The following is a 12,413-nucleotide window of genomic DNA, read 5'->3' as shown; positions in this document are numbered from 1 at the left end:
AAATAGTTGTGTAAATTTGCGTGATGTGACCGCTCTCGCTAAAATCGCGGCACTGCCTGATAAGTGAGCCATTCCCGTTGAAAAACATTCCGATAGAACATGCAAAACTGGACTGGAACGATCAGGGTACACCTGTATCCCGAGAATTTGACGACGTCTATTTTTCTAACCAGAACGGTCTGGAAGAGACCCAGTATGTCTTTCTGGGCGGCAATAATCTGCCCGCCCGCTTTGCCACGCATTCACGCGCCTTATTTATTGCCGCAGAGACCGGTTTTGGCACCGGCCTTAATTTTTTGACGCTGTGGCGCGCTTTTGATCGCTTTCATCAGGCGCGCCCGCAGGCAACTTTGCAGCGCCTGCACTTTATCAGCATGGAGAAGTTTCCGCTGACTCAGCAGGACCTCGCGGCCGCCCACAGAAGCTGGCCAGAACTGGAGCCATATGCTGCACAACTGCGTCAGCAGTGGCCATTGGCGCTACCTGGATGCCATCGTTTGCTGTTGGATGGCGGACGCGTCACGCTGGATCTCTGGTTCGGCGATGTTAATACGCTTATTCATCATTTTGATGACAGCCTGCTGCGTAGCGTGGATGCCTGGTTTCTTGATGGCTTTGCGCCCTCTAAAAACCCAGAGATGTGGACGCCCGCGCTGTTTGAGGCGATGGCGCGACTGGCGCGCGCTGACGGCAGCTTCGCCACCTTTACCGCCGCTGGTTTTGTGCGGCGTGGACTGCAACAAGCGGGCTTTGCAGTGACCAGGCGTAAAGGTTTTGGTCATAAACGTGAAATGCTGTGCGGTACGCTGGCTGATGCGCCTGCTCTGCCCCGTTCCGCTCCCTGGTATGCGCGCACTCCTGCCACTGGCGAGGAGATTGCTCTTATCGGCGGCGGTATCGCCAGCATACTGCTGGCGCTGGCGCTGCTGCGCCGTGGCAAACGGGTTACGCTCTACTGTGCTGACGATGCGCCGGCGCAAAACGCCTCCGGCAACCGTCAGGGCGCGCTCTATCCACTGCTTAACCAGCACGATCCGGCGCTGGCTCAGTTTTTCCCCGCCGCCTTCAGCTTTGCGCGGCGGCTCTATGACAGCCTGCCGGTGGCTTTTGCCCATGACTGGTGCGGCGTAACGCAGCTGGCGTGGGATCAAAAGAGTCACGATAAAATTCAGCATATGCTGGCAATGGGGCTGCCTGAAGCTCTGGCGCAGGGCGTGGATGTCGGGCAAGCCGAACAGCTTGCAGGCGTGTCGCTCGGCTGCGGCGGCATTCATTATCCTGCTGGCGGCTGGCTGGCCCCGGCAGAGCTCACCACGGCGCTGTTTACGCTGGCTCAGCAGCAGGGACTACAGGTTCACTGGCAACATCGCTTAGAGCAGCTGGAAAAAACGGATAACGGCTGGCGGCTACGGTTTGCCGACGCGCCGGATCAGCAGCATCAGAACCTGGTGCTGGCGAATGGTCATGCCATTAGCGCGCTGGCGCAAAGCGCTAAGCTGCCGGTCTATCCGGTTAGCGGCCAGGTGAGCCATATTCCAACCGCGCCCGGTTTAACCGAACTCAGGCAGGTGTTGTGTTATGAAGGTTATCTGACGCCGGTCAGCCCGCAGTTTAATACCCACTGCATTGGTGCCAGCTATCATCGTGGCGATACCTCGGTGCATTATCGTGAAGAGGATCAGCAGGAGAACCGTCAGCGGCTACGGCACTGTCTGCCCGCAAGTGAGTGGACGGAAGCGGTGGACGTGAGCGCCGGTGAGGCCCGCAACGGCGTGCGCTGCGCAACACGCGATCACTTACCGATGGCGGGCAATCTGCCGGATTACGAGTCGCTTTTAGCGTGCTATGCCAATCTGCCGCAGCAGCGCGACGCGCTGGCAGAGATAACGCCTGCTCCAACATGGTCGGGATTGTTTGTGCTGGGCGCGCTGGGCTCACGCGGTTTATGCAGCGGCCCGCTGGCGGCTGAAGTGCTGGCGGCGCAGTTGTGCGATGAGCCGATACCGCTGGATCGCGATACGCTGGCGGCCCTTAACCCCAATCGTTACTGGGTGCGAAAACTACTGAAAGGCAAGCCGGTGAGCTGACGGCAGTTTGTACGTACAGGAAATGTAAAAAGCGGCCTGCGGGCCGCTTTTTACTCTCACTCCGCACCCACAGCGCGGGGAGGCCCGGCAGAAGAGTAAAGCGTCCCACGCCAGGGAAGGCGCGGGCCGAGCTGTCAGGGATGACGTTTTTTACGTCTTTACGATCGGCCTGGCCTCCCCGTGCAGTCACGGTATAAGGTCAGTTACTCTTCGCCGTTTTTTTAATAAAACTAGGCGGGCTGGCGCGCCTGCAAAAACAGATTATCCCACATGCCGATCACCAGCGCCTGATCGCGCGGCGAGAGTTCACCGGCGGCAATAGCGTTTTGCAGGCTGTTTTGCACCTGGATCTGTAGCGCCTCTGCAGTATGTTCGCCGCTCTTTTCCAGCTCCACTACCGCCAGAGTGAGGTGACCGCGCAGGTAGCCACTGGCAAATAGCTCATCATCGCTGGCATGCTCGACCATATCGTCAATCAGGGCCAAAATACGCGTTTCAAATTCTGCGATCATCTCAATTCCTCATTATGTCGCGCCTCCGTTCAGCGCAGATCTTCCGGCCAGGGAAACTGCGCCGCCGTCAGCGGGGGCGTGTGATAAAAACGCTGTAGTTCAGCGATAAAACGGGCCGGGCGCGCCGGAATACCGTTTTCAAGATAGTGCATTACCTGAGCATAAACCTTACGCTGAAACGCAATGCGATCCGGCTCATGATCGCCATTGAGATTGTCACAACTTACGTTGAAGGGAAAGCCCGCCGCGACGCTGAACATCCACTCCAGCGCCTGCGGTTTAATCTCAACGGATTCAAACTGATTTTGCGTGGCGGCGTCACGTCCATCGGGGCAATACCAGTAACCAAAATCAACCAGCTTGCGACGCTCGGCACCGGCAATACACCAGTGAGATATCTCATGCAGCGCGCTGGCGTAATAACCATGCGCAAACACCACGCGATGCCAGGGTGACGTTTCATCCGCCGGAAGATAAATCGGTTCATCGTCGCCTTTAATTAGACGCGTCTGAAAATCATCCTGGAAACAACGATCGAATACGCTAATCAGGTCCTGATAGTGGTGCGTTGTGTTCATATACTTATATGTCTGCTAAAAAAAACGCGCAAATTGTCGCATTATGCATGCGCATTGACGAGCATTATCCAAAAAGGTGCGTGAGCCAGCGACCAATGGCAGCGCCGTAATCTTCATACAGCAGCTTGCTGCTCATCACCACCGAAACAATTACTACCATCGGACGGATCAGCTTCTGTCCGCGCGACAGCACCATCCGCGCGCCCAGACGCGCGCCGCAAATTGAACCCAGCAGCATCACCAGCCCCACACCCCACACCACTTTGCCGCCCATGATAAAAAACAGCAGGCTGGCGAAGTTAGAGGTGAAATTGAGGACTTTGGCATGCGCGGTGGATTTGGCCAGATTGAAACCGGCCAGCGTCACGAAAGCCAACGCATAAAAAGAGCCGGCCCCCGGCCCGAAAAAGCCATCGTAAAAACCAACCGTGCCGCCCGCCACCAGCGCAAACGGTAGGCCGTACAGGCGGCGCTGCCGATCTTCTTCGCCTAAGCGCGGCATTAGCAGAAAGTAAAGGCCAATACCGATAATCAGCAGCGGCAATACCTGACGCAAAAAGTCGGAGCGCACATGCTGCACCAGCAGCGTGCCGCAGACCGCGCCGATAAAGGTCATCGCGATATTCAGACGGTGCTCACGCAGCAATACCGCGCCGCGTCGGACAAAATAGAGGCTGGCGGAGAAAGAACCGCCAACCGCCTGCAGTTTGTTGGTCGCCAGCACCTGAGCAGGCGTTAGCCCGGCTGACAGCAGCGCAGGCACGGTAAGCAGGCCGCCGCCGCCAGCAATTGAATCGATAAACGAAGCCAGCATAGCGACAAAAAACAGCACCGCTATCATCTGCGGCGTGACAACCAACCAGTCCATGTAAGGTCCTAAAGTAAATGTTTATCCAGCAGCGCCTGACAGGATGGCGGCAGCGGCGGCGGTTCACGCTTCACTGGCGCTCCGCTGCCTGGTTTTTTCGGCAAAAACCAGCTTTCCAGCTCGGCATCGCAGCCATCGCCCGGCGGCGGCGGCGCCTGATCCTGACACTCCAGGCTATCCGGCGGACAACGCAGGCGGACATGCATATGGGCACGGTGGGCAAACCACGGGCGCACCTTGCGCAGCCAGTCGCGATCGCTACCGGCATCAGCGCAGAGCTGCTTTTTGATCGCCGGATTGACAAAAATGCGCGTGACCTGCTCATCTTTCGCTGCCAGTTTAATCAGGCTACCGATCTCCGGCTTCCAGTGACGCGCCACGACGCGCTTACCGTCGGCGCTCACCAAATCAAGCGGTTGCGGCTTCAATAGCATCTGCGGCGTCCAGCGTTTTTTCGGTAGCTGCAGCCAGATATCAACATCCAGCCCGCTCTGATGGCTGGCATGACCGCTGCTGAAGCGCCCGCCCGCCGCCATGCCCATATCGCCAATCAGCACCTGCCCCAGCCCCAGATTATGGACCTGAGTCGTCAGGCGCTGGATAAACAGGATCAGGTCAGGATGACCAAAATAGCGTCGCTGATCCGGGCGCATTACCTGATAAGCGGGATTATTCAGCGGCAGCGGCTGTGCGCCGATAACACATCCGTTGGCGAATGCGCCAATCGCCTGCGGCGAGCCGGGGATCGGCGAAGTAATGCGCTGCCACGGCGTGGCCGCCAGCGTCGACGCGCTGAACAGCAGCGCGCCCAGCATAAGAAGCGTTTTTTTCATCATTACCAGCGAGGAATGGTGGTAGAAACGTCAGCGCACTGCGCACGGTGGCGCAGCAGATGATCCATCAGCACGATCGCCATCATTGCTTCCGCGATCGGCACCGCACGGATCCCTACGCAGGGATCGTGACGCCCTTTGGTGATCATCTCCACCTCATCACCCGTGCGGGTGATGGTTTTACCCGGCACGGTAATGCTGGAGGTGGGCTTCATCGCCAGATGGGCAATCACCGCCTGGCCGCTGCTGATGCCGCCGAGAATGCCGCCCGCGTGGTTGCTCTGGAAGCCGCTGGCGCGGATCTCATCGCGATGCTGACTGCCACGCTGATTCACCACGGCAAAACCGTCGCCGATCTCAATCCCTTTCACCGCATTGATGCTCATCAGCGCGTGGGCCAGATCCGCATCCAGACGGTCAAATACCGGCTCGCCAAGGCCGACCGGCACATTTTCCGCCACGACTGTCACTTTCGCGCCAATCGAGTCGCCCTCTTTCTTCAGCGCCCGCATCAGCTCGTCCAGTGCTTCCAGCTTGTCGGGATCGGGACAGAAGAAGGGGTTTTGCTCAACCTGATCCCAGTCTTTCAGCTCGCAGGCAACATCGCCAATCTGCGCCAGATAGCCCCGCACCTGAACGCCAAACTTCATCTGCAAATATTTTTTCGCAATAGCACCGGCTGCAACGCGCATCGCCGTTTCGCGTGCGGAAGAGCGCCCGCCGCCGCGATAGTCACGCAGGCCATACTTTTGCTCGTAGGTGTAATCGGCATGGCCCGGACGAAACAGATCTTTGATTGCGCCGTAATCCTGCGAACGCTGATCGGTATTTTCAATCAGTAACCCAATACTGGTGCCGGTGGTGACGCCTTCAAACACGCCGGACAGAATGCGTACCTGATCCGGTTCACGCCGCTGGGTGGTATAACGCGAGGTGCCCGGGCGTCGCCGGTCAAGATCCCGCTGTAAATCCGCTTCGGTTAGCGGAATACCTGGCGGTACGCCGTCAACGATACAGCCCAGCGCAATGCCATGCGACTCACCAAAGGTGGTGACGCGAAAAATCTGTCCAATCGTGTTGCCTGCCATCTCGGCTCCGTTATTGTGCGATTAATCTTTGAAGAATTTGAAATGATGCTGTGCGTCGATAATTTGCTGACGGGTCAGCATAAACACACCGTCGCCGCCGTTATCAAACTCCAGCCAGGTAAAGGGCACGTCAGGATACTGCTCCATCATATGCACCATGCTGTTGCCTACTTCGCAAATCAGCACGCCATCCTCCTGTAAATAGTCCGGCGCGCAGGCGAGGATGCGCCGCACCAGCTTCAGGCCATCGCTGCCTGCTGCCAGCCCCAGCTCCGGCTCATGCCGATACTCGTTGGGCAGGTCATCCATATCATCCGCATCAACATAGGGCGGATTGGTGACAATCAGATCGTACTGCAGCCTGGGCAGGTCGCGGAACAGGTCGGAGCGGATTGGCGTAACCTGATGAATCATACCGTGCTCGTCAATATTCTGCTCGGCAACCGCCAGCGCATCGATTGAGAGATCCACTGCATCCACTTCCGCCTCCGGAAAAGCGTAGGCGCAGGCGATAGCGATACAGCCGCTGCCGGTACACATATCCAGAATATGCTGCGGCGCGCGATTTACCAGTCCGGCGAAACGGCTATTGATCAGCTCACCAATTGGCGAACGCGGCACCAGCACGCGCTCATCAACATAAAACTCATGACCGCAAAACCAGGATTTATTGGTGAGGTAGGCCACCGGTATCCGTTCGTTAACACGGCGGATAACGCGCTCAACGATACGGTGGCGCTCACTGGAGGTCAGGCGCGCGTTGCGCATCTCCTCAGGAATATCCAGCGGCAGGTAAAGGGTAGGCAGAACCAGCTGAACAGCTTCGTCCCAGGGATTATCCGTGCCGTGGCCGTACCAGATATTGGCGGCGGCAAAACGGCTTACCGCCCAGCGCAGCATGTCCTGAATGGTATGCAGTTCATTCACTGCCTCATCGACGAAAATTTTGTCCACGTTGCCCTCCACAGGCCGTTCCGTAATTACGGCGGGTAGTTTGCCATGAAGCGGGCAAGAATTCAGCGCGGCGAGGTGAAAAAGCTGACTTTTGTTTACAATGCGGGTTATCGTAGCCCACAGGCCGTGCAGCCTGCGACTTTCAACCAGCAGATAATTGAAGATTATGAAGAAAAAAGAGCAGCTCAGCGATGATGATAAAGCGCTGTTTCGTCAGCTGATGACCGGCACCCGCAAGCTAAAGCAGGATACCCTGGTGCATAAGCCGGTGCGTAAAAAAGCAGAAGTTTCGCTGAAGCGTCAGCTGTCGGAACAGGCGGATAACAGCCACTATTTCTCAGATGAGTTTCAGCCGCTGCTGGCAGAGCAAGGTCCGGTACGCTATGTGCGCAGTGATGTCAGCCACTATGAATTAAAAAAACTGCGGCGCGGCGACTATACGCCGGAAATTTTTCTCGATCTGCATGGGTTAACGCAGCAGCAGGCCAAACAGGAACTGGGCGCGCTGATCGCCGCCTGCCGGCGCGAACATATCTTTTGCGCCAGCGTGATGCACGGTCACGGCAAGCATGTCCTGAAGCAGCAAACACCGCTGTGGCTGGCACAGCATCCTTTTGTGATGGCGTTTCATCAGGCACCTAAAGCCTTTGGGGGCGATGCGGCCTTGCTGGTGCTGATTGAAGTAGAAGAGTGGCAACCGCCAGAGTTACCCTGACGGCCGAGAGGATTACATCGCTTTTGCCAGCTTAGAGGGGCTAACCTGCCACTTTAAAATGCCTTCGCTTTTTTCGGCATCAAAATCGATGCAGGCAATGGCCGAGGTAGCAAACATCGGCGGTGGCTCCTGCGGACAAAGCTCCGAGACCAGATAGCCCACCAGGGGAAGATGCGAAATAACCAGCACCGATTTCACGCCCTCTTTCGCCAGAGTCTGTAGATAGCAGGCCACCAGCGCCGGATCGCCGCCCGGCGTCAGCTCAGGTAAGACTTCCTGCTCCTGCGGCAGCCGCAGGGCTTCACGTACTGTTGCCAGCGTCTGCTCTGCCCGCAGGTAGGGACTGACCAGCACCCGTTCAATATCCAGAGTCTGGCTGTTTAGCCAGCTCGCCATCTGGCGTGATTCATCACAACCACAATGGGTAAGAGGCCTAACCGAATCACTGGCTGCCTCAAGTGCAGCGTCGCCGTGACGCATGATAAAAACTTGCATAAAGCACCGCTGTTGTTTAACAAAATCGTCAGATCATCAGGCTGTCCGACGCTTCATTCTGCGAATGAACGCTGTGTTGTAACCTAATGCCTTGAGTATAGTCAACCGATTGTTTATTAAACGAGCTATTGTCGGGATCTGCCACTCAACACAATGAAATTGCACCCTGCCTAAGCCGCTGAATCATTGTGGGTATTAACTTCTGGTAATGAATTGTAAAAGTGTTCCCCGCGCTCGGCGCGTTGGCGAAGCGCTTCGCAGGGAGAAAAACGATCGCCGTACTGATGCATCAGGCTGGCTAATGTATTAACCACATTGGCGATCCCCAGGCTATCCATATAGCGGTAAGGACCGCCCAGGAAAGGAGGAAAGCCGATGCCGAACACCGCGCCCAGATCGCCGTCGCGCGGGCTGCGGATGATCCCCTCTTCCAGACAGCGTGCCGCCTCATTCAACATCATCATTACGCAGCGCTGAGCAATCAGCGCACCGTCCAGCCGATGCTGCGGCTGAATATGCAGCAGAGAGTAAATGGTTTTATCGGGGCGTTTTTTTCCGCCCTGATAACGATAGAAACCGCGCCCGTTCTTACGCCCTTTGCGGTTATCATTGAGCACGGCGGCGAAGGCTTCCGGCGCGGCGAAACGCATGCCATATTCCTGTTCCAGAATCGGCAGGATTTTAGTGCCGACATCGATACCGACCTCATCCAGCAGCTGTACCGGCCCCACCGGGAAGCCAAATTTAATCAGCGCCTTGTCTACCGCTTCAATAGGCTCGCCTTCCAGCACACAGCGCATGGCTTCATTTATATAGGGCGCCAGAATGCGGTTAACGTAAAAACCAGGGCGGTCGGCTACCACAATCGCTGTTTTTCCCTGCCGCTTTGCCAGCGCCACGGTGGTGGCAATGGTACGGGCGGAGGTGGTTTGATGCGGTATCACTTCCACCAGCGGCATTTTTTCTACCGGGCTGAAGTAGTGCAGGCCGATAACATTTTCCGGACGCTGCGCCAGCGCGGCGATGCGGGCTATCGGCAAAGAGGAGGTGTTCGAGGCGAAAACCGTATCAGGCGCGCAATGCTGTTCTACTTCCGCCACCATCTGCTGCTTTAAGCTGAGATCTTCAAACACCGCTTCGATAATCAGATCGCGCTGACTAAAGCCGCGATAGTCGATGCTGCCGGTAATCAGCGCCATCTGACGTTGGCGTTCGGCGGCGTTAATTTGGCGCCGCCGGACCTTTTTACTCAGCAGCTCCCAGCTATATTTCATCGCATGGTTAATTCCCTCCACGCTGACATCTTTAATACGCACCGGCAGTTTCGCTTTGGTTGCGGTAACGGCGGCGATACCGCCGCCCATCAACCCGCCGCCCAGTACGCCAATACTGCGTAACGTGACGGATTCGGCGTCATACTCTTTTTTCAGCGCGGTGTTGGCAAAAAACAACTGGCGCAACGCGGCGGACTGCGCGGTCATGGTGAGTTCGCCAAAGGCAAGCGCTTCGGTTTCATGACCGGCCCGCATCCCCTGCTCCAGCCCGGTTCTTACCGCTTCCAGGATACGTCGCGTAGCCGGATAGTTACCGTGCGTTTTCGCCTCGCTCTGGCGTGCCGCCAGCTGAAACAGAATGGCGCGCCCCGCCGGTCCGTTCAGTAAACGCTCACGCAGTGGCAACTGACGACGCGCGCTTTTGCCTTTCAGCGCCAGCTTAACTGCCGTTTCCAGCAGAATGCTGTGCGGTACCGCCTCATCAACCAGCCCCAGCTTCAGCGCCTGCTTTGCCCGCAGGGTTTTACCGGTAAGAATCAAATTCAACGCCTGGGATGCGCCAATCAAACGCGGCAGGCGTTGCGTGCCGCCGCTACCAGGCAGCAGGCCCAGCTGTATTTCCGGTAATCCAAGCCGGGTTTTATCATCCAGCGTACAAACGCGCCGATCGCACGCCAGCGCCAGTTCCAGCCCGCCGCCAAGGCAGGCGCCGTGGATCGCGGCCACAACCGGCACCGGCAGCGCGGCAATCTCTGACATTACACGCTGCCCCTGCTCGGCCAGTTTGCGTGCCTCATCGGCGCTGTGGCACCGATCGATCATGCTGATATCCGCGCCGGCAATAAAGGAATCCGGCTTGCCGGAAATAAACACCAGTCCGGCCAGCGTCGGGTTTTGCCGCGCCTGAGTTATCACCGCCCGAATTTGTTCAATAAACGCTGCCTTCAGGGTATTCATTTTTTCATCGGGGACATCAATAACGATGATGCCGATATTGTCGCTGCGCATGCTCAGATGAAATGCGGATTGTTGTTCCATGACCTTATTCAACCTCCAGTACCATTGCCGCACCCAGCCCGCCAGCCGCACAGGCGGTAACCAGACCGAGACCGCCACCGCGCCGCCGCAGTTCGTTCAGCGTTTGCGTAATCATACGCGCGCCGGTTGCGGCAAAAGGATGTCCATAGGCGATAGAGCCACCGAGAACATTAAATTTCTCCTGGTCCACTTCCCCCAGCGCCTGGGGACGATTAAGCACCTCGCGGGCAAAACGCTCGTCGCGAAATACTTTCAGATTAGCCAGCGTTTGCGCAGCAAATGCCTCATGCATATCAATCAGCGTAAGATCGTTTAGCGCGACGCCCGCACGATCCAGTGCCAGCGGCGAGGCATATGAAGGCCCCAGCAGCATATCCTGCCAGACATCGGTAGCGGTAAAGGCATAGCTACGCAGATAACCCAGCGGCGTTATCCCCAGTTCGCGCGCGCGCGATTCGGTCATCAGGATCACCGCAGCGGCGCCGTCGGTAAGCGGTGTGCTGTTGGCCGCCGTCACGCTGCCATGCTGACGGTCAAAGGCGGGACGCAGCCGGGCATAATCCTCAACGGCGCTGTTTTCACGTACGTTATTGTCCTGCTGAAGCGCTGCGCGCCATGGCGGCACCCAGGTTGTCATCACTTCATCCGTTAACTTACCTTCCCGCCAGGCCTGCGCTGCGCGCTGATGGGAACGGTGCGCCAGCGCATCCTGCTGCTCGCGGCTGATGCCATGCGTTTTCGCCATCTGTTCAGCGGTATCGCCCATGCGTAGGCCGGTAGAATACTCCGCTACCGCAGGTGGCACCGGTAACAGGTCTCGCGGACGCAGCTGGCTAAACAGCCTGAGTTTTTTGCTCAGGGTGCGGGCTTTAGTGAGGTCGACCAGCGTCCTGCCCAGTTTTTTACTGACGCCAATCGGTAAAACCGATGAGGAGTCGGCTCCGCCGGCGATACCGGCGCTGACGCTACCGGCCAGCAGGCTTTCCGCCAGGTTAGCCACCGCCTGAAAACTGGTGGCGCAGGCGCGGCTGACGCTGTAGGCGTCGGTCTGAACGTTGAGACCGCTGCTTAATACAATTTCGCGCGCAATATTGGGCGCTTCAGGCATCTGAATGACCTGTCCGAAAACCAGCTGTTCAATGATCTCCGCCGGGATTTCGCTCCGGGCCATGAGTTCGCTGATCACCATCCTTCCCAGCTCAACTGCCGGAATGCCGTGCAGCGCCGTCGCCTGTCGGGCAAAGGGGGTGCGAAGTCCGTGGGTAATGGCGATGCGATCGCCCTGACGCGTCAGCAAAGGAAGCGCTCTGCTCATTATTCTCACCTGTTAACCGCGACCGCAGCATCATTGCCAAAGAGGTCAGACCTGCACAGTGTAAACAGTTTGTTTAAGCGTGCCAGCGGCGCGGCGAGAAAATGAGAGCAGCAACACAGTTGCCGAAAAGATGAAACCGGCACGAGCACCGGCATTGCGGGCAAGGAAAATCGGCGCCGTTTCCTGCGCCGACAGGCAGGAGTTAGCGCAGGCCGAGCTGGAAGATGAGGGTTTCCGCCTGGCAGCTAAAGGTAAAATCCACATCCAGACGCACACCATCAGGCTGCTCAGTGAAGATCGGGGTGATAACACAAGGTTCAGATTCAACGCCACGCGCTTTTTCTGTAAGCGAAGCCAGCATCGCTTCGGCCTGCTGACGATTCTCAAACAGGCGTGACCACGAGGCGGTACAATCGCTGTTATCCATTACGGTGCCGACATCAACGCAGCAGCAGGCTGCTGTTTCGTTAGCGCTACATTTATTTAAAGCATCACTCATCGCTCTCTCCTGGCATGCTTTTATACAGTCAATTTTAACTGCAGGTTATTTTACCCCGCCTTTTTATCTGCACTAACTTGTGTGAACGCAATCACGAATAATATTGATCTGACGCAGGATTAAGCGCACTTCGATTCAGGAAAACGCCTTTTTTTGT

General features: G+C 57.1%; 12 protein-coding genes. 2 read left to right on the top strand and 10 right to left on the bottom strand.

Annotated features, from left to right (window positions below; all coding sequences use genetic code 11):
* Positions 1-77: 77 nt before the first annotated feature.
* Entirely contained in the window at positions 78-2,087 is a 2,010-nt protein-coding gene (mnmC, locus tag ACQE3Y_RS01605; RefSeq protein WP_426980726.1) for a bifunctional tRNA (5-methylaminomethyl-2-thiouridine)(34)-methyltransferase MnmD/FAD-dependent 5-carboxymethylaminomethyl-2-thiouridine(34) oxidoreductase MnmC, read from the top strand.
* 230 nt (positions 2,088-2,317) lie between these two features.
* Here mnmC and ACQE3Y_RS01600 read toward each other — a convergent pair whose 3' ends face one another.
* From ACQE3Y_RS01600 to prmB, 6 genes are all read right to left on the bottom strand, one after another.
* Positions 2,318-2,599: a YfcL family protein gene (locus ACQE3Y_RS01600; RefSeq protein ID WP_085070971.1), complete on the bottom strand. Its 282-nt coding sequence runs from the start codon at positions 2,597-2,599 to the stop codon at positions 2,318-2,320.
* A 29-nt stretch (positions 2,600-2,628) separates the two neighbouring features.
* Entirely contained in the window at positions 2,629-3,177 is a 549-nt protein-coding gene (locus tag ACQE3Y_RS01595) for an elongation factor P hydroxylase (protein ID WP_085070970.1), read from the bottom strand.
* A 64-nt stretch (positions 3,178-3,241) separates the two neighbouring features.
* Positions 3,242-4,045: a sulfite exporter TauE/SafE family protein gene (locus ACQE3Y_RS01590; RefSeq protein ID WP_426971834.1), complete on the bottom strand. Its 804-nt coding sequence runs from the start codon at positions 4,043-4,045 to the stop codon at positions 3,242-3,244.
* Between the two features lie 8 nt (positions 4,046-4,053).
* Positions 4,054-4,878, bottom strand: a complete 825-nt coding sequence (gene mepA, locus ACQE3Y_RS01585) for a penicillin-insensitive murein endopeptidase (protein WP_426971833.1) — start codon at positions 4,876-4,878, stop codon at positions 4,054-4,056.
* A gap of 2 nt (positions 4,879-4,880) precedes the next feature.
* Positions 4,881-5,966, bottom strand: coding sequence for a chorismate synthase (gene aroC, locus ACQE3Y_RS01580; protein ID WP_426980724.1), 1,086 nt, complete (start codon positions 5,964-5,966; stop codon positions 4,881-4,883).
* A 21-nt stretch (positions 5,967-5,987) separates the two neighbouring features.
* On the bottom strand, positions 5,988-6,920 hold the full coding sequence (gene prmB / locus ACQE3Y_RS01575; RefSeq protein WP_085072313.1) for a 50S ribosomal protein L3 N(5)-glutamine methyltransferase: 933 nt from the start codon (positions 6,918-6,920) through the stop codon (positions 5,988-5,990).
* 166 nt (positions 6,921-7,086) lie between these two features.
* Here prmB and smrB point away from each other — a divergent pair, with 166 nt between their 5' ends.
* A complete protein-coding gene (gene smrB, locus ACQE3Y_RS01570) occupies positions 7,087-7,635 on the top strand; it encodes an endonuclease SmrB (RefSeq protein WP_250650483.1) in 549 nt (182 codons plus the stop codon).
* A gap of 12 nt (positions 7,636-7,647) precedes the next feature.
* Here smrB and sixA read toward each other — a convergent pair whose 3' ends face one another.
* The 4 genes from sixA to ACQE3Y_RS01550 form a co-directional block, all read right to left on the bottom strand.
* Entirely contained in the window at positions 7,648-8,130 is a 483-nt protein-coding gene (gene sixA / locus ACQE3Y_RS01565) for a phosphohistidine phosphatase SixA (protein ID WP_426971831.1), read from the bottom strand.
* A 170-nt stretch (positions 8,131-8,300) separates the two neighbouring features.
* Positions 8,301-10,442, bottom strand: a complete 2,142-nt coding sequence (gene fadJ, locus ACQE3Y_RS01560) for a fatty acid oxidation complex subunit alpha FadJ (RefSeq protein WP_426971829.1) — start codon at positions 10,440-10,442, stop codon at positions 8,301-8,303.
* Between the two features lie 4 nt (positions 10,443-10,446).
* Positions 10,447-11,757 carry an acetyl-CoA C-acyltransferase FadI gene (gene fadI / locus ACQE3Y_RS01555; RefSeq protein ID WP_426971828.1) on the bottom strand — a complete coding sequence of 437 codons (1,311 nt, stop codon included), beginning with the start codon at positions 11,755-11,757 and terminating at the stop codon, positions 10,447-10,449.
* 202 nt (positions 11,758-11,959) lie between these two features.
* Positions 11,960-12,256: a YfcZ/YiiS family protein gene (locus tag ACQE3Y_RS01550; RefSeq protein ID WP_426971827.1), complete on the bottom strand. Its 297-nt coding sequence runs from the start codon at positions 12,254-12,256 to the stop codon at positions 11,960-11,962.
* Positions 12,257-12,413: the final 157 nt, after the last annotated feature.

It is taken from the genome of Pantoea sp. FN0305, assembly GCF_050113845.1.
Lineage (GTDB): Bacteria > Pseudomonadota > Gammaproteobacteria > Enterobacterales > Enterobacteriaceae > Mixta > Mixta alhagi.
The sequence above is the reverse complement of the archived record's forward strand: the minus strand, read 5'-3'. Positions and strand labels throughout refer to the sequence as shown.